The sequence below is a fragment of the Halorubellus sp. JP-L1 genome, assembly GCF_011440375.1.
Taxonomy (GTDB): domain Archaea; phylum Halobacteriota; class Halobacteria; order Halobacteriales; family Natrialbaceae; genus Halorubellus.
Genome location: NZ_JAAOIR010000002.1, coordinates 252,773 through 269,199 on the forward strand (window position 1 = coordinate 252,773; position 16,427 = coordinate 269,199).

Here is a 16,427-nt window from a genome sequence, read left to right on the forward strand (position 1 = left end):
CGACGGCCCGCTTACGGCGCTGCGGGCCGTATCGTCGAGTATGCTCTCGAAGCTGCCGCTGGCGATGGGGTGGCGGAACCTCGCGTTCCTCAACTACCCGGTCGACCCGCGGGCCGTCCGCGAGCGCGTTCCGAACGCGCTGGCGGTGGACACGTACGACGGCGACGCGTGGCTCTCGGTCGTCCCGTTCACGAACGTCCACGTCCGGCCGAAGGGCGTCCCGCGAGCGCTCGGCATACCGCTCCCCGAACTCAACCTCCGCACGTACGTCAGCCGCGACGACGGCGTCTCGGACGCCCCCGGCGTCTACTTCTTCAACCTCGACGCGGACGGCGACCTCGGCGTCCTCGGCGCGCGCCTCTTCCATCACCTCCCCTACTACCGGGCGGACATCTCGCTGGAACGCGACGGCACGGGGGGCGTTCACTTCCGGAGCGAGCGCACGCACCCCGGCGCGCGGCCGGCGACGTTCGACGCGACGTACCGACCGACCGCGGACCCGACCGTCGGCGGCGAGCGCGCGGACGGCACACCTCCCGGTGCCGGCCACCTCCCCGCCGACGCCGTCGACGCCCGCCCCGGGACGCTCGCGGAGTTCCTCACGGAACGCTACCGGTTCTACACCGAATCCCCCGGCGGCGACCTTCGCACCACGGCCGTCGCCCACCCGCGCTGGCCGCTCGCACCCGCTCACGTCGACGTCCGCGAGAACCGACTGTTCGAGGCGAACGGCTTCCCCCACCCCGACCGCGAGGGCCCGCACTACTACAGTCCCGGCGTCGACGTCACGACCTCCGGCAGCCGACGCGTCGACTGACTGCGCGAGGACTGCCCCACCAGCGGCCGCCGCGACGCCAGAACGTTAGCTCTTCCCCGAACCTATGCAGGTATTTGAACATCTCCACCGGCTCGCAATCGAAAGTATTTAAGATAATGGTGTTGAGTTGGTCGGACGTGAATCATGGCTCTGGGTGACAGCGTCGCGTCGTACTTCGGCTTCGACGACCACGGCACGGACTACTCGACGGAACTGCTCGCGGGCCTGACGACGTTCCTCACGATGAGTTACATCATCGTCGTCAACCCGCTCGTGCTCTCGGCCGCCATCACGAGCGAGAAACTCGGCGTCGCAGAGGGCATGCACATCCCGCTGCTCGCCGTCACAACCATCCTGTCCGCGGTCGCCGCCATGCTCGTCATGGCGTTCTACGCGAACCGACCGTTCGGGCTCGCCTCCGGCATGGGCCTGAACGCGTTCTTCGTCACCGTCGTCCTCTCCGAACCGCTCGGGATCACCTGGCAGACCGCGCTCGCCGCCGTCTTCCTCGAAGGCGTCCTCTTCATCCTCCTGACCGCAGTCGGCGCCCGCGAGTACGTCATCAACCTCTTCCCCGAACCGGTCAAGGCCGGCGTCGGCCCCGGCATCGGACTGTTCCTCGCCATCATCGGTCTCCAGTTCATGCGGATCACCGCAACCGACGTCAACGACATCCTCTCGTTCAACCCCATCCTCGCCCAGGACCCCGTCGCCGTCGTCTCCATCCTCGGCATCCTCCTCACGTTCGTCCTCTACGCTCGCGGAACGCGAGGCTCGATCGTCCTCGGCATCGGCGCCACCGCCGTCCTCGGCTACGCCGCCGCCGCACTCGGGTTCGAAGCCGCGACGAACGAACCGACGCCGTTCAACACGCTCGCCGACGTCGTACTCGCACCCGGCGTCAGCGAGATCACGTACGGCGCCAGCGCGTTCGACATCACGCCGCTCGTCGGCGCGTTCCTCGACGGGTTCGGGGACGTCACCGGCATCACGTTCGCGATGGTGCTGTTCACGTTCTTCTTCGTCGACTTCTTCGACACCGCCGGCACGCTCGTCGGCCTCTCCAGGGCCGCCGGCATGACCGACGAGGACGGCGAGGTCCCCGACATCGACGAACCGCTGATGGCGGACGCCGTCGGTACCACCGTCGGCGGCATCCTCGGCACCTCGACCGTGACGACGTTCATCGAATCCTCCACCGGCATCGAGGAAGGCGGCCGAACCGGCTTCACGACGCTCGTCGTCGCCGGCCTCTTCCTGCTCACGCTCCCGTTCATCCCGCTCCTGTCGGCACTCCCGTCGTACGCGCCGTACGTCGCGTTCCTCATCGTCGCCGTGTTCATGCTCCGGAACGTCACCGACATCGACTGGAGCGACAACGCCCACGCCATCCCCGGCGCGCTCACGATCGCGCTCATGCCGCTCACGCACTCCATCGCCACCGGCATCGCCGCCGGCCTCCTCTCGTACCCGCTCGTGAAGACCGCTCAGGGCGAGTTCGACGACGTCCAGGTCGGCCAGTGGGTGCTCGCCGCCGCGGTCGTCGCCTACTACGTCGTCCGCACCAACACGCTCGCATAACCCACCACGAGCGACCCCACCCAGTCGACGGAGCCGACAGCCGACCACGCAGCCGCCTTGCAGTCGAGACCACGAGGCTTATGGCCGCCGTCGCGTTCCATTTCGACAATGCTGTCTCTCTCGTCCATCGCGGACGCACCCCGTCGTCACAGGCTCCGGGCCGCGCTGGCGGTCGTCGTCCTCCTCCTCGTCGTCGGCGCAGGCGTCGCGACCGCGAACTACACGCCGCCAGAACTCGAAGCCGGGACCGTCGAGAGCGAAGCCAACGGCACGACGTACGTCGCCGTCCAGGGCTTCCACTTCGACGGCCAGGGCAACGGGAAGAAGCCCGCGCGCCTCGTCGCGACCGACGAACGCGCACAGGCGAAGTGGGTGTACGACGGCGGCGGCGACGTCTCGTGGTTCTACGACGTCGACCCGCTCCCGAACGGGAACCTGCTCGCCGTCAACACCAAACCCGGGAAGACGCTCGTCTACGAACTGAATCCCGAAACCCGCGAGCGCGTGTGGACGGAGACGCTGAACATCACGGACACGCACGACGTCGATCTCATCAACGACGACCAGCTGCTCGTCGCGAACCTCCGGAACTCCGAGGGGTCGACGAGCGACGAAGGCATCTTCATCTACAACCTCACGACCGACGAACGCACGTGGGAGTGGAAGTTCGAGAACCACTACCCCGACGACACGGACCAGGGGATCTCGAACACCGAGGACTGGTCGCACGTCAACGACGTCGACAAGATCGGGGACGGCGAGTACCTCGTCTCCCCGCGGAACTTCGACGAGGTCATCGTCGTGAACAAGTCGACGAAGAACGTCACGATGCGACTCGGGTCGGACGGGAACCACGATATCCTGGACGAACAGCACAACCCAACGTACCTCGAGAGCGAGAACGGGACGCCGACGATGCTCGTCGCGGACTCCGAGAACGACCGCGTCGTCGAGTACGCGTGCGAATCCCGTTACGAGAACGGGACGTGCGACTGGAATCTCGTGTGGGAAGTCGGCGACGGCCAGTTCGACTGGCCGCGTGACGCCGACCGCCTCCCGAACGGGAACACGCTCGTCGTCGACACCCAGAACCACCGCGTGGTCGAGGTAACGCCCGAGGGCGAGATCGTCTGGGAGGCGCTCGCACCGTGGGCGCCCTACGACGTGGAACGCGCGGCCTACGGCGACGAAGCAATGGGGACGGACCGGCCGACGATCCGCGACATGAACGAAAGCGGCTCCTACCAGCTCTCGGGGAGCGCCGGGCTCGTTCCCGGGACCGGTGACTCGATGAGCTTCTCGAACTGGGTGACGACGACGCTCGGCGACCTCCCGGTCGTCGGCGGGCCCGCGAACGCGTTCGCCGACCAGTGGGACGTCATCTCCGAGTGGGTGCGGCCCGTCTGGCTCGCCCCCTGGGGCTTCGTCGGACTCGTCCTCGCGGGCGTCCTCGTGCTCGCGTGGCTCATCGGCGAGGTCGCGTACTGGCAGCGCGCCCGCATCGGCCGCGTCCAAGCCCGCCTCACCGGCTGACGGAACTTGCGGCTCTCGCCGTCTCGTTCCTGTGCGAGGCGTGCACGCGACCACGGCCCTCTTGACTCCGGAACCCCTGGCGCCTAGCGATGGCACTGGAACTCTACGAACTCCCCGGCTGTCCGTACTGCGCGAAAGTCATCTCGAAGCTCGACGAACTCGACCTCGACTACGTCTCCCACGAGGTCCCGAGTTCGCACGCCCAGCGCGACGAAGTGAAGGAAGTCAGCGGCCAGACCGGCGTCCCCGTGCTCGTCGACACCGAACACGACGTCGAGGGCATGCCCGAATCCGACGACATCGTTGCGTACCTCGAAGAGACGTACGGCCAGGCCGAAGCCTGACTCACGCCCGGAACACCGCTTCCTCGACGCCGCGACGCAGCGACGACAAACGAGCGACGGCGACGGGTCCGCGTAGTACAACAGAGCCGATTCAGACCGATTAGCGGACCGACGCGGGACGCCCGCCCTCAGGCTGGCTCCTCGACGTCCGAACGCTCGCGGATGATGTCGCGGAGCGTCTCCGCGTCCGAGACGTCCTCGACCTCCTCCATCTCGATGATGGCAGTGCCTTCGACGGACTCGCGCTTGGACCGATCGACGAAGTACACCGACCGCGTCCGCGTCACGTTCCCGATCGACGCCATGATGCGAGCGCGCTTCTCCGCGGTCCGGTTGAACTCCGAGTGCCCCGTCAGGACCGTCGACTCGACGTCGTCGCGGCCCTCGCGCTCCTCGTCCTCGCTCACCGCCTTGAACGGTGCGCGGAGCGTCGGATGGACGCTGAACCCAGCGCGCCGCAGGACCGCAACGACCGGTGCGTCGTCCGGGTCCGCCTCCGGATCGTCCGGCATCGGGTCCGCCTCCCGGACGTCCTCCGCACCATCCATGACGTCCACGGGCGCCGTCAACGGCGCGTCGAACAGCTCCTCTAGCTGTTGGGCGACCTCCACGGACGCGTTCATGCCGTCCTCGTACTTCGAGACGGTGCGCCGCGAGACGCCCAGTTCCTTCGCGAGCTGTCCGAGACTCATCTCCTCTCTCTGTCGTTCGTCCGCGAGCAGGTCCCCGTCGAGCGTGACGTACAACCCACCGGGTGCGGCGTAGATGAGCGGTGGGAGGCCGTCGACGAACAGCTGGACGGCGGTGTCCGGCGAGATCACCGGGATTCCGTGCCTGAAGTACGTCACGTCCGGTTTCAGGTCCTCGTCGCGCGTCCGCAGCCCGATCACGATCGGCGTTCCGTTCAGGTACGCGCCGAGTCGACGCAGTTCCGCGCCCGTCGCGGCGTCCAGCGCGTCGACGTTCGCGAGCACCTTCACCAGGAGGATCTCCTCGCCGCGCCGCGCGACCAGGTCGAAGCTCTTGGGGCGCACGGCGCACCGGTCGCTCACGACGAAGCCAGCGTCGCCGAGCATCGCGGTGACGTTCCCCAGTAGTGCCTCCCGGGACATACGCATACGTAAGTGGACGACGCCATATAGGCGTTGTGACGCCCGCAGCTGCGTCCAGTCTGGTGATTCGGCCCCTCCACCGACGAATCACTTAAGTAGGATGGACGTGCGGTCCGGCGGCGGCGTACACGGCCCGAAACGGGTTTGTCACCGGGAGGCCCTACGGTCTCGCGATGACGGTCGTGGGCGTCGACGACACGGATTCGCGCGAGACCGGGATGTGCACGACGTACGTCGCGCACTCGATAGCGACCGCGCTCCGCGACCGCGGGCACGCCGTCGAGCGCGTAGTGCTCGCACGGCTGAACCCGGCGGTCCCGCACAAGACCCGGGGGAACGCGGCGCTCGCCGTACACACCGACGCTCCCGCCGAGGAGGCGTTCGATGTCGCTCGCGGGATCGTCGAGGAGTCGGCGCAAATCGCCGACCCGGGAACGAACCCGGGGGTCGTCGCCGCACCCGGAGACCCCGAGGACGTCCCAGACGCAGTCGGCACGTTCGCGGCCGACGCCGTCCGCGAGTTCCACGACCCCGAGGTCGCCCGCGAACTCGCGGCTGACTGTGGCTACGAGACGGCGTCGTGGGGCGACGGTCGCGGCGTCGTCGGCGCGCTCGCCGCCGTCGGCGCATGGTGCGGATTCACCGACTGGACCGTCGAGCACATCGCGTACCGCGAGCGCGACCGCTGGGGGACAGACCGCGACGTGGACGCGGACGCGCTGTTCGCGGCCGCGGACGACGCCTATCCGGACGCGTGGGACACCGTCGACCGCGTGACCGGTGACCTCGTCTGCGTTCCGCGGACGCCGTGCCCGATCCTCCTCGCGGTCCGCGGCGACGACCCCGCGGCGTGCCGGCGAGTCGTCGACGAAACGACCGACTCGACGGGGACGGAGCCGGTGCTCGCACGCGAGACGTTCGTCACGAACCAGGGGACGGACGCCCACCTCCGGTCGGCGCCGTCGCTCGCGGCGCTCGAGGACGGACGCGCGTACCGCGTGGACGCGACGGTCGCCGGCGAACCGGAGACGCGTCGCGGCGGCCACGTCTTCGTCCCGCTCGCGGACGTGGGCGCTGACGAGGACGAAAGCGAGAGCGGGACTCTGCGGGAAGCAGCGGCGTTCGAGCCGACGAAGCACTTCCGGGATCGCGTGCGGTCGCTGGTGCCGGGCGACCGCGTGACGGCCTGTGGCGAGGTGAGCGACGGGACGCTGAAGCTGGAGAAGGTCGCACTCCGCGAGCGCGTGGAGACCGAACTCGCGACCCCGGACTGCCCCGAGTGCGGGCGGTCGATGAAGTCCGCCGGCCGCGACCAGGGCTATCGCTGCCGGGACTGTTCGACGACCGCACCCGGGAAGGTCGAAGTGTCGCGCGACCGCGACCTCGAACCGGGCTGGTACGAGGTGCCGCCGTGTGCGCGCCGCCACCTGGCGACGCCAGTCGTCAGGGGCGGGTTCGACGCGCGCACGCACCCCGAGCGCTAGGTGCGCGGTCGCGTCGCCGTGGGCTCTGGAGTTCGATGGCGAACAGGCGAACCCTGGCTACGTGTCGCGACGCTGGTTCACGCTTTCGTCGTGGACGACGCGGGCGACTCGTCAGCGCACGTCGACGGTGGCCGCGTCCTCTCTCTTAAATCACTGCGCTCGGTCCGTCCCGAGTAACTTCCACGCGCGCTCGAACTCGACGTCGTGGGGTTCGTGGAGCTCGCTGCCCTCGAACTCCTCGGGCGTGAACCACTCGACGGCCTGGACCTCCGGTCCCGCTTCCGGCGTACCGGTCGCGCGTTCCGCGCCGACGACGAACCTGATGGAGACGACGTGCTCGTCCGCGAACGACGTGGTGGTGAACGTGCCGACGATCTGGAGGTCGTCGGGGTCGACGCGGACGCCCGTCTCTTCCTCGAGTTCGCGAGCGGCGCCGACGGAGGGCGTTTCGTCGACCTCCAGGTAGCCGCCTGGGAGCGCCCACTTCCCGATGCCCGGCTCGATGTCGCGCTTCGTGAGGAGGACGCCCCGGTCGGGGTCGACGACGGCGACGCCCGCGCCCGGCGCTGGGTTGCGCCACTCGACGCGGTCGCAGGAGTCGCAGTACTGGCGGTCGCGGCCGTCGACGTGCTTCGTTCCGAGTTCGGTTCCACAGCGCGGACAGTAGGTGGCCGGATACACTGTCATACCAGGCGCTCACATCGTCTTCAGGCCGCTTCCGGTGAGCGGGACGACGACGTCGTGGTCGGGCGAGAGGACGCCAGCGTCCTGGAGTTTCCGGAGGGCTGCGGGTGCGATCGCGCACGTCGGTTCGACGTAGAAGCCGTCCCGGTGGAGGTCGTCCAGCGTGTTCTCGACGATGTTCTCGCCGAGCGCGATGGCGTCGCCGCCGGAGGCCTCGATGGCGTGCTGGATCTCGTCCAGACGCGCTGGCTCCCTGATCTGGATGCCGTCCGCGATCTCGTTCGGCGCCTCGGGTTCGTCCTCGTCGTGGATCGCGGTGGTGCCGACGGCGCCGTGGCGGGCCTCGACGACGGGCGCGTACCCGGCGGCCTGCGCTGCGAACAGCGGCGGAATCTCGTCGATGATGCCGGCGCGTTCGAGGACGTCGAACCCGCGGTACGCGCCCAGGAGGAGCGTGCCGTGCCCGCAGGGGAGGACGACCGCGTCGGGCGCGGTCCAGTCGCGTTGCGCGACGAGTTCGAGCGCGAACGTCATCGTCCCGGCATAGAACGCGGGATTCCACGCGTGACTCGCGTACCAGCCGTCGCCGTCCTCGACCGCGTCGATCGCGGCCGCGGTGACGTCCTCGCGACTGCCCTCGACGCGGACAGGGCGTGCGCCGGCGCGCTGGATCGCCATCAGCTTCGATTGCTTGACGTCCGCGGGCACGTAGATGTCAGCCTCGATGCCGGCGCGTGCGGCGTACGTCGCGATGGCGGCGCCTGCGTTCCCCGAGGAGTCCTCGACGACCTTCTCGACGCCGAGGTCGACGGCGCGCGAGAGCGTCGTGGTGGCGCCGCGGTCCTTGAACGACCCGGAGGGGAACAGGTACTCGAGCTTGAACGACGCGCCCCAGTCGTCGGCGTCGACGAGCGGCGTGAACCCCTCGTCGAAGCTCACGCGGCGCTCGACGGGGAGGAACTCGTGGAACGTCCACAGGCCGCGGCGGGTGTCGAGCTGGCTCACGGGGAGCGGGTCGCCGCCCGGAACGGGCTGGTCGACGAAGTTCAGGGCGTGCCCGCACGTGCATCGCCAGGGTTCGTCGGCGCTCGCCGCGTACGTCGCGTCGCAGTTCGGACAGGTGAGGTCGCGTACCATGATCAATAGGAGTCGACGTCGGTGCCGACCGAGCAGACGTACTCGCCGGACGCGACCTGCGGGAGGCGTCGCGTCCGCCAGAACACGCCGGCGGAGTCGGCGGAGACTTCGGCCTTCCGCGTGCCGAACGGGTCGGTGACGGTGAACAGTCTATCGCCGCGGCTCACTTCCTCGCCGAGGTCGGCGTGGAAGTCGACGAGGCCGCCGGTCGGCGAGCCGTACTGGTCGAAGCCCTTCGCTCGCGTCTGGCTCTCTCGGTCGGCGGTGCCGTCGAGGAAGTCGTAGTACTGGAGGACGTTGAACACGCCGTCGACGCCGACCTGGATGGACTCCGGGTCGAACCCGACGCTCCCGCCGAGCTCGGGGTCGATCGTCGGGACGCCCTCGTCGGGGCCGGCGCGCGCGAGCTGGCCGTCCGGGCCCTTCTGGTCGAGGATGTGTCCAGCGCCGAACACCTTCGCGAGCTCCAGGCACTTCTGGTGGAGGCGATGCCGGCGCCCGCACCGCACGCGCGCCTCGTCGATCATCCGACTCGTCGACCCCTGATGGAGGTCGAGCGCGAGGTCGGCGTTCCGGGCGACGTCGAACGTCGCCGCGGCGATGCGCTCGCTCGAGGATCCCTCGGTGTCGCCGGGGTACGCGCGATTCATCTTCGTGTCGTCGATCGGGTTGCGGTGCTGGGCGACCTGGAACGCGTGATAGTTCACGATGCCGACGATCAGGATCTCGCCGGCGAGTTCGCTCGGGTCGACTCGCGGCACGAACTCGCGGACGACGCCGACGCCGTTGAGTTCGTCGCCGTCGCTCGCCGCCTGCACGTAGAGCGTCCGGCCGTCGTCGGCGCCGTTGATGACGCAGACCGGGAGCCCCACGGGGCTGCCGTCGCGCGTCTCGCCGACCGTCAACCGCCCGGTGTCGACCTCGCCCGGGCCGGCCGTCGCACTTCCCAGCGTCGTCATTACCGGAACGGAACGCCCGACGTGCCTTTATTGTTCGGATGGACCAGGGGTGGCGGGCGGCTGCGGGTCGCGTGGTGCGAGCCGCGGTCGCGGGACGTGCGCGACCCCGAAGTACTCGAAGGGGCCGCGTCGACACCAGAGGTCGTACTCGCCCTCGATGGGGTGCGCGACGTCGTCGGCCGTCGGCGGGTCCCGCGTGAGTCTGGCGCCGTCGCCGTCCCCGTCGAACGAGAGGTACAGGCGACCGCCCGGTTCGACGGGGTCGTCGAGTTCGGTCGTCCCGGCGTTCCGCCGGTTCCTGCGGTCGTAGAGCACGACCTTCGTCCCCGGGCGCATGGGGTTCCCGTCGGTCTGCTCGACGACGATCGCGCTGGCGTCTTCCGCGAGCGAGACGGACGCCGTCGGCGCGCGCTCTCGGGCTGTCCCGAGCCAGTCCGGCGTCGGCACCGACACCGCGCCGAGGTCTCGCGTCCGGAGTTCGACCCGCCGTCGCTGAACGTCCTCGACGCGGTTGGTCTCGAACTCGAACTCGACGGTCAACGCCGCGACCGTCCCCGACTCCCGGACGAGGAGCTCGCCCTCGAACTCGCGGACCTCCCGAACGGGGAACCAATTCGGGAGCGACTTCGGCCACTCGACGCCCGGGGCGGTCACGCGCGCCAGACCGTCCTCGCGCAGTTCGGCGCTCGACCAGTCGCCGGCCTTCAAGAACCCCTCGACCCAGCGCGTCTCCGTCAGCAGCTTCTCCTGAGTCATCGCGTGCACCCTGGCCTGCCCGTACGTGTACCCGTCGCCGACGTCCTGCCGCCAGTATGGGCCCTCGTCGGCGTCGTCGTAGAACGCGTGGAGCCGACTGCCGTCCTGCAGCGACTTCGCCGCCCGGCCGTCCTCGTGTCGCGTCCGCCACGCGTGCTGTACGCGCCCTTCGTTCAGGTCGACGATCCGGAAGTCGAGTTCGTACGACGTCCGCCAGAGTACCGACCGGTGGACGTCCGCCAGACCGTCCCTCGTCCCGTCCTCGCTCACGTACGGCGGGAACGACGGCTCGGACGCCGTCGCGGCGCCGTCGCCGGTCGCGGTGCCGGTCTCGTCGGTCGCCGCAGTCGACGCGCCGGCTGCGTCCGACCCCGCCATGCCGTCCCCGGTCGTTGCAGTCTCCTCGCCGGACAGCCGCAGACACCCGGCGGTTCCCGCCAGCGCGCCGACGGCGGACAAGAGCGTCCGTCGCTGCGTCGTCATGCCCGCACCCGGACGAACCCGAAGTACTCGAGGCCCTCGTGGTCGACGAACGTCCGGAACTCGCCGTCGAGCGGCCGCGGGTTCGCGCTCGAGGGTCGGGACCCACGGCGGAACTCGAGGTCGTTCGTCCCCGACGGCACCCACGCGTACAGCGTCTCTCCCGCGGCGAACGGCGCGTCGAGGCGTCCGTGCGCGAACCCGACGTCGTTCTCGCCAGTCGAGTGCAGGTGGAACTGGTCCCCGGCCGCGACGTCGCCCCCGCCCCGGTGCTCGAAGACGACGTAGTTCCCGTCCTCGGTCGCGCGCACCGTCACGTCCGGCGCCGCGTCGACCGCGGTCTGGTACCACGACGGCTCGGGTACGGTCGCCGTCCCGACGGAGAGCACGCGATGGTCGAACGCGACCTCGAACGGGCTATCCCGGTCGTCGTCGACCGCCTCCACGACGACCTGGAGGCCGTCGACGACGCCGTCCGGCGTCACCGTCGCCTCGCCCGAGACCGACTCGACGCTCGCGAACCCGAAGCGGTTCCGCATCGCGGTCGTGTCGTCGACACCAGTCGCCTCGACGCGCCACCCGCCGTCGACCGCCTCGGGGGCGCTCCACGCGCCACCGAGCAGCAACGCGCGGAGTTCGCTGATGCGAGCGACCCGCTGGAAGTCGAACGTCCCGTCCGCGCGCCCGTACAGGGGGTCGTCGCCGCGTGGCGCTCGCCAGTGGACGCCGTCGGCGGTGTGGTAGCTCGCGCCGTCGTGTTCGGGCGACGTGACGAGTGCGTTCCCGTCCGCGATGCGAGCGTTCGCACCGTGTTCGGTGCCGGCCGTCTGGTTCTGCCGCTGCCATCGTTCCTCGAAGGACGTCCGCGAGAGCTGGTTCAGGTGCGTGTCCGCGAGGTACGCGTACACGCCGTCCTCGTGCAGCCCCGTCGGGTACGTCGCTTCGTCGTCGTCGGCGATCGTCTCTTCGCTGTCCTCCGTCGCGGTCGCGCTGGCGCTGGCGGTCGCCGTCGCGGTCGCCGCGGTCGTCGATCGACGCGTCTCGCCGTCGGTCGCGGTCCCCCCGCTCTCCAGTCGGAGGCACCCCGCGACCGAGACACTCGCTACCCCCGCGACCGCCGCGAGCAGGCGTCTCCGGTTCACGTCGTGACGATAACAGGAAACCCGCTTAAGCGTGTTGGGCCCCACCGGCGGGGATCGCTCGAGAGGGGAACGAGCCCGCAACCGTCGGGGCTTTGTGCGCGCCGTCCAATTCTCGCAGTGTGACAGACGCGTCGCCACCGAACGCGGCCGACGACCGCGCGACGGACGCCAGCACCGCTGCCGGTGCGGACGGCGAGACGGGAGTGGGCGACCGCTCGGACCGCCCGGACCGACCGCCGAGTGCTCGCCTCGTCGACGCGCTCGGCGTCGTCGACCACGCCAAGCGCGGGCTCGCGGTCGGTCTGGCGCTCGCGGCCGCCGTGTTCGGGTTCTTCGTCGGCCTCCCGCTCGTCGACCCGTCGACGCCGGCGCGCCCGGAGTCACCGCTCCTGTACCTCGCGCTCGCGTTCGTCGCCGCGACCGCCGCGACGCTCCTCGTCGCGAGCGCCCTCGCGGTTCGCGCCGTCGCCGGCCGCGTCATGGACTACGCGAAGTGGACGTGCCGCGGCGCCCTCGTCGGCGCACTCGGCGGCGCGTGGTGGACGGCGACCGGCGCGCTCGCGCTCGCGAGCACCGCCGGCGTCGCGCCCGAGAGCATCCGTGCGCTCGTCACCGCCACGCTCCCGCTCCCCGTACTCGTCCTCGCCGTCGGCGCGTGGAGCGCACTCGCACGCACCGCCGGCGACGGCCCCGACACTTCAGCCACCACGACAGAAGGGACGTCCGCGGACGCCGAGGGATTCGACCACGTCCTCGCACGACCACGGACCGCGACCGCAGGCGCCGTCCTCGTACTCGTCGGCGCCGGCGTCCTCCACGTCGCCACGTTCCTCGAAACCGACGCAGTCCTCGGCGCGAGCGCCCCCGCCCCCGCGAGCCTCCTCGTCCTCGGAACCCTCGCGCTCGCCGCCGGCACCGCCGCCCTCGCCGACGCACTCGCACGCCACAGCGACCTCGGCAGCCTCGCCGCCGCGAGCGGCGCCCTCGCCGGCGTCGCCGCCGGCCTCACCCTCGCCGCCGCCATCACCGGACCCCCGGCACTCGCACCGCTCGGCGCACTCGTCCTCCCCGGCATCGCGTGGCTCGCACTCGGCACCGCCATCGCACGCACCCCCGGCACCTACCCCGACCGCCCCGTCTGAGCACCACGAGAACGCGTCGACGCGGACAGGAACCGGCGGCCTGGGGGCCGCCGGATGCTGGTCAGTCGGTAGTCACGAACCTGCGCCACAGGAGGAACCGGCGGCCTGGGGGCCGCCGGACGCTGGTCAGTCGGTAGTCACGAACCTGCGCCACAGCAGGAACCGGCGGCCTGGGGGCCGCCGGATGCTGGTCAGTCGGTATTTGCCACGTCGAGTGAATCGTCTCCTGCGAGCGCCGCGATCCGCTCCGACCCGCTCCGCGTGCCCTTCGCGACGAACACGTCCCCGGCCGCCAGCGTCGTCTCCGGCCCCGGCGACACCTCCCACGCGTCGCCCTCCGCGTCCGCGTGCCGGACGGCGACGACGCGCATCCCCGTATTCGTCGACACCTCCCGCTCGCCGAGCGACGCCCCGTCAAGCGCACTCCCCGAGGCGACGGTCACGCGCACCACGACCTCGTCGCTCTCGAACACCGCCTCCGCGACGACCGGATGCGTCCCGAGGCCGCGGAGCACGCCCTCCGCGATCTCGAGCGCCGCGTCGCTGATGACCTCCGTCGACCCCGCGAGATGCACGAGCCCGCGGAGCGACACCGGATCGTCGACGCGCGCCGCCGCGCGGAGCGTCCACGCCTCGAACCGCGACTCCAGCGCGTCCACCTCCGCCTCAAGTTCCGCGACCTCCTCCGCGAGCGCCTCGCTATCGTACAGGACCGCGCCGTACGCGAGGTCGACCGCGACCTCGCTCACGTTCTTCATCAGGACGATCGCGTCCACCGCCCGCTCCAGGTCCGCGATCTCGGACTCCGCCTCCGCCGGCGGCTCGTAGGGCTCGCCCGACGCCGCCTCCGACACCGACGCCACGCTCTCCTCGAGGCCCCGGAGCACGAGCACGTCGCCCGCGCGCAGGACCGTGTCGCGGTCCGGGTTCAGGAGCCACTCCCCGCGCGCCAGTCCGGCCGCGTCGTCTCGATTCGGCGCGTCGTCGCGATTCGGCGCGTCGTCCTCGCCTGCGCGACCGCCGCCTCGTCGGATGGCGATGACGCGCACGCCAGTCTCCGTCTCCAGGTTCACGTCCGCGAGATCCCGGCCCGCGTACGGCGACTCGGTAGTCAGGTCCGCTCGCGCCACCGTCTCGATCGCCTCCGGGAGCACCGACCGCAGCGCGTCCGGAAGCCCGATCTCCTCGAGGACGACCTTCGCGATGTCGCCCGCCGCGTCGCTGATCTTCTCCGTCGCCCCGACCACGCCCAGGACGGGCGCGAGCGCCTCCGCGTCCTCCGGGCTGCGCGCCGCCATCAGGAGACTCATCCGCGCCCGCATCTGGAGGACGTCCATGCGGTCCTCGAGCGCCAGCACCTCCTCCGCGACCGCCGGACTCCCGAACAGGACCGCCGAGTACGACAGGTCGATCATGAGCTCGGCGGTGTCCTTCATCTCCGCGAGCACCGCCTTCACGCTCACCGGCTCGTACTCGACGCTCCCCGTCATAGCTGGACCAACGCCGGGCCGCGAAAAAAGCGTTCGCCCCCGACGCGAACGCGAGTCCGCACAACCCCAACCAACGACCCGCCAGTCGTGTCGCCAGCCGTGTGAGTCCACCGCACGACCGAGTGAAACGGCAATCAACCCACTTCGCGGGGCTAACGTCGTGAACGACAACCCTTTTCGGCTACCCCCGTGAAGATTCACGGTATGTCTGACGAGCTAAAGAAGGGGCTGGAGGGCGTCCTGGTCGCTGAATCGGACCTGAGCTTCATCGATGGTGACGAGGGACGCCTCATCTATCGCGGGTACGAGATCGAGGACCTCGCCCGCGGTGCGAGCTACGAGGAGGTGCTCTACCTCCTCTGGCACGGCGAACTCCCGAATCGAGACCAGTACGAGGAGTTCCGGGACACGATGGCCCAGGAACGTCACGTCGACGACGGCGTCGTCTCGACGGTTCGCGAGCTCGCCGAGCAAGACGAGGAGCCGATGGCGGCGCTCCGCACGGCGGTCTCGCAGCTCTCCGCGTACGACGAGGACGCGGCGGCGGACCCGACGGACCGCGAGGCGAACCTCCGGAAGGGACGCCGTATCACGGCGAAGATTCCGACGATACTGGCCGCGTACGACCGCGTGCGAAAGGGCGAGGACGTCGTGGAGCCGCGCGACGACCTGAGTCACGCCGCGAACTTCCTCTACATGCTGAACGGCGAGGAGCCGAACGACGTGCTCGCGGAGACGTTCGACATGGCGCTCGTCCTCCACGCCGACCACGGCCTGAACGCGTCGACGTTCACGTCGATGGTGATCTCGTCGACGCTCGCGGACCTCCACTCGGCGATCCCGGGCGCCATCGGCGCGCTCTCGGGGAGCCTCCACGGTGGCGCGAACCAGGACGTCATGGAGGCGCTCCTGGAGCTCGACGACACCGACATGGGTCCGGTCGAGTGGGTCGAGCACTTGCTCGACGAGGGCCGCCGCGTCCCCGGGTTCGGGCACCGCGTCTACAACGTCAAGGACCCGCGTGCGAAGATCCTCGGCGAGCGCTCGAAGGAACTCGGCGAGGCAGCGGGGGACCTGAAGTGGTACGAGTACTCCTCCAGCATCGAGGAGTACATCATGGACGAGAAAGGGTTGGCGCCGAACGTCGACTTCTACTCGAGTTCGACGTACTATCAGATGGGGATCCCGATCGACATCTTCACGCCGATCTTCGTGATGAGTCGCGTCGGCGGCTGGATCGCGCACGTCATGGAGCAGTACGAGGACAACCGCATCATCCGGCCGCGCGCCCGCTACACCGGGAGCCAGAGCGAAGAGTTCGTGCCGCTCGACGAGCGATAACTGACCGACTGACCCAGCGTACGGCCACCGTCAGGTCGCTGATTCCGGTTCGGTCGCGGTGCAGTTACGGTCGCGTTCGCGGTCGGTGTCGCTGTTGCGGTGCAATCGCTGACGCTGTTGCGGTGCAGTCGCTGACGCTGTTGCGGTGCAGTCGCTGACGCTGTTGGGGTGCGGTCGCTGTTACTGTGTTCTCTGACGTCCGCCGGCCACTGGCCGGCGGTTCACCGGGCCGAGCAGCGCGAGGCCCGGCCTTTTTCACCCATGTTTTTGCAAGCGGGGGTCGCCGCAGCGCTCGCAGAGCGCAAGGCGACCCTCCGAAGCAAAAAGATGGTTGTTAATCCGCGCCGCTGTGTTCGCGCCAGCCGCAGCGTGGGCAGAGCGACGAGCCGCCGGTTTCGTCGGCGGTTCGGGTGCATCGTAGGCAT

The 16,427-nt window shown here is 69.9% G+C and carries 14 protein-coding genes; 7 read left to right on the forward strand and 7 right to left on the reverse strand.

Annotation, left to right across the window (positions count from 1 at the left end; translation table 11 throughout):
• Positions 1 to 40: 40 nt before the first annotated feature.
• From G9C85_RS09755 to G9C85_RS09770, 4 genes are all read left to right on the forward strand, one after another.
• Positions 41 to 817: a YqjF family protein gene (locus G9C85_RS09755; protein WP_240148857.1), complete on the forward strand. Its 777-nt coding sequence runs from the start codon at positions 41 to 43 to the stop codon at positions 815 to 817.
• 144 nt (positions 818 to 961) lie between these two features.
• The gene (locus G9C85_RS09760; RefSeq protein WP_166039423.1) at positions 962 to 2,398 is read left to right on the forward strand and encodes an NCS2 family permease; all 1,437 of its coding nucleotides are present in this window, start codon (positions 962 to 964) and stop codon (positions 2,396 to 2,398) included.
• A 108-nt stretch (positions 2,399 to 2,506) separates the two neighbouring features.
• Positions 2,507 to 3,931 carry an arylsulfotransferase family protein gene (locus G9C85_RS09765; protein WP_166039425.1) on the forward strand — a complete coding sequence of 475 codons (1,425 nt, stop codon included), beginning with the start codon at positions 2,507 to 2,509 and terminating at the stop codon, positions 3,929 to 3,931.
• 89 nt (positions 3,932 to 4,020) lie between these two features.
• Complete coding sequence (locus tag G9C85_RS09770; RefSeq protein ID WP_166039427.1) at positions 4,021 to 4,275, forward strand: glutathione S-transferase N-terminal domain-containing protein; 255 nt, start codon at positions 4,021 to 4,023, stop codon at positions 4,273 to 4,275.
• A 128-nt stretch (positions 4,276 to 4,403) separates the two neighbouring features.
• Here G9C85_RS09770 and G9C85_RS09775 read toward each other — a convergent pair whose 3' ends face one another.
• Positions 4,404 to 5,387: a transcriptional regulator gene (locus G9C85_RS09775; protein ID WP_166039428.1), complete on the reverse strand. Its 984-nt coding sequence runs from the start codon at positions 5,385 to 5,387 to the stop codon at positions 4,404 to 4,406.
• 173 nt (positions 5,388 to 5,560) lie between these two features.
• On the opposite strand from G9C85_RS09775, the gene G9C85_RS09780 reads away from it, so the two are divergent.
• Positions 5,561 to 6,871, forward strand: coding sequence for a tRNA(Ile)(2)-agmatinylcytidine synthase (locus tag G9C85_RS09780; protein ID WP_166039430.1), 1,311 nt, complete (start codon positions 5,561 to 5,563; stop codon positions 6,869 to 6,871).
• 150 nt (positions 6,872 to 7,021) lie between these two features.
• Here G9C85_RS09780 and G9C85_RS09785 read toward each other — a convergent pair whose 3' ends face one another.
• The 5 genes from G9C85_RS09785 to G9C85_RS09805 are packed head-to-tail and all read right to left on the reverse strand — an operon-like array spanning position 7,022 to position 12,029.
• The gene (locus tag G9C85_RS09785; RefSeq protein ID WP_166039433.1) at positions 7,022 to 7,558 is read right to left on the reverse strand and encodes an NUDIX hydrolase; all 537 of its coding nucleotides are present in this window, start codon (positions 7,556 to 7,558) and stop codon (positions 7,022 to 7,024) included.
• A gap of 9 nt (positions 7,559 to 7,567) precedes the next feature.
• The gene (locus tag G9C85_RS09790) at positions 7,568 to 8,692 is read right to left on the reverse strand and encodes a pyridoxal-phosphate dependent enzyme (RefSeq protein WP_166039435.1); all 1,125 of its coding nucleotides are present in this window, start codon (positions 8,690 to 8,692) and stop codon (positions 7,568 to 7,570) included.
• Positions 8,693 to 8,694: 2 nt separating this feature from the next.
• Positions 8,695 to 9,651: a succinylglutamate desuccinylase/aspartoacylase family protein gene (locus G9C85_RS09795; protein WP_166039437.1), complete on the reverse strand. Its 957-nt coding sequence runs from the start codon at positions 9,649 to 9,651 to the stop codon at positions 8,695 to 8,697.
• A gap of 27 nt (positions 9,652 to 9,678) precedes the next feature.
• Entirely contained in the window at positions 9,679 to 10,890 is a 1,212-nt protein-coding gene (locus G9C85_RS09800) for a hypothetical protein (RefSeq protein WP_166039439.1), read from the reverse strand.
• On the reverse strand, positions 10,887 to 12,029 hold the full coding sequence (locus G9C85_RS09805; protein WP_166039441.1) for a hypothetical protein: 1,143 nt from the start codon (positions 12,027 to 12,029) through the stop codon (positions 10,887 to 10,889). The genes G9C85_RS09800 and G9C85_RS09805 overlap by 4 nt, the downstream gene beginning before the upstream one ends.
• Positions 12,030 to 12,148: 119 nt before the next feature.
• On the opposite strand from G9C85_RS09805, the gene G9C85_RS18680 reads away from it, so the two are divergent.
• Positions 12,149 to 13,171: a hypothetical protein gene (locus G9C85_RS18680; protein WP_205254341.1), complete on the forward strand. Its 1,023-nt coding sequence runs from the start codon at positions 12,149 to 12,151 to the stop codon at positions 13,169 to 13,171.
• A 191-nt stretch (positions 13,172 to 13,362) separates the two neighbouring features.
• Here the strand turns inward: G9C85_RS18680 and G9C85_RS09815 are convergent, their stop codons facing one another.
• A complete protein-coding gene (locus G9C85_RS09815; RefSeq protein WP_166039443.1) occupies positions 13,363 to 14,661 on the reverse strand; it encodes a potassium channel family protein in 1,299 nt (432 codons plus the stop codon).
• Positions 14,662 to 14,865: 204 nt separating this feature from the next.
• Here G9C85_RS09815 and citZ point away from each other — a divergent pair, with 204 nt between their 5' ends.
• Entirely contained in the window at positions 14,866 to 16,002 is a 1,137-nt protein-coding gene (gene citZ / locus G9C85_RS09820; protein ID WP_166039445.1) for a citrate synthase, read from the forward strand.
• Positions 16,003 to 16,427 lie beyond the last annotated feature (425 nt).

Excerpts from the sequence above, each read along its gene's own strand:
- G9C85_RS09755 (WP_240148857.1), top strand. The coding sequence starts at position 41 with ATGCTCTCGAAGCTGCCGCTGGCGATGGGGTGGCGGAACCTCGCGTTC.
- G9C85_RS09760 (WP_166039423.1), top strand. The coding sequence starts at position 962 with ATGGCTCTGGGTGACAGCGTCGCGTCGTACTTCGGCTTCGACGACCAC.
- G9C85_RS09765 (WP_166039425.1), top strand. The coding sequence starts at position 2,507 with ATGCTGTCTCTCTCGTCCATCGCGGACGCACCCCGTCGTCACAGGCTC.
- G9C85_RS09770 (WP_166039427.1), top strand. The coding sequence starts at position 4,021 with ATGGCACTGGAACTCTACGAACTCCCCGGCTGTCCGTACTGCGCGAAA.
- G9C85_RS09775 (WP_166039428.1), bottom strand. The coding sequence starts at position 5,387 with ATGTCCCGGGAGGCACTACTGGGGAACGTCACCGCGATGCTCGGCGAC.
- G9C85_RS09780 (WP_166039430.1), top strand. The coding sequence starts at position 5,561 with ATGACGGTCGTGGGCGTCGACGACACGGATTCGCGCGAGACCGGGATG.
- G9C85_RS09785 (WP_166039433.1), bottom strand. The coding sequence starts at position 7,558 with ATGACAGTGTATCCGGCCACCTACTGTCCGCGCTGTGGAACCGAACTC.
- G9C85_RS09790 (WP_166039435.1), bottom strand. The coding sequence starts at position 8,692 with ATGGTACGCGACCTCACCTGTCCGAACTGCGACGCGACGTACGCGGCG.
- G9C85_RS09795 (WP_166039437.1), bottom strand. The coding sequence starts at position 9,651 with ATGACGACGCTGGGAAGTGCGACGGCCGGCCCGGGCGAGGTCGACACC.
- G9C85_RS09800 (WP_166039439.1), bottom strand. The coding sequence starts at position 10,890 with ATGACGACGCAGCGACGGACGCTCTTGTCCGCCGTCGGCGCGCTGGCG.
- G9C85_RS09815 (WP_166039443.1), bottom strand. The coding sequence starts at position 14,661 with ATGACGGGGAGCGTCGAGTACGAGCCGGTGAGCGTGAAGGCGGTGCTC.
- citZ (WP_166039445.1), top strand. The coding sequence starts at position 14,866 with ATGTCTGACGAGCTAAAGAAGGGGCTGGAGGGCGTCCTGGTCGCTGAA.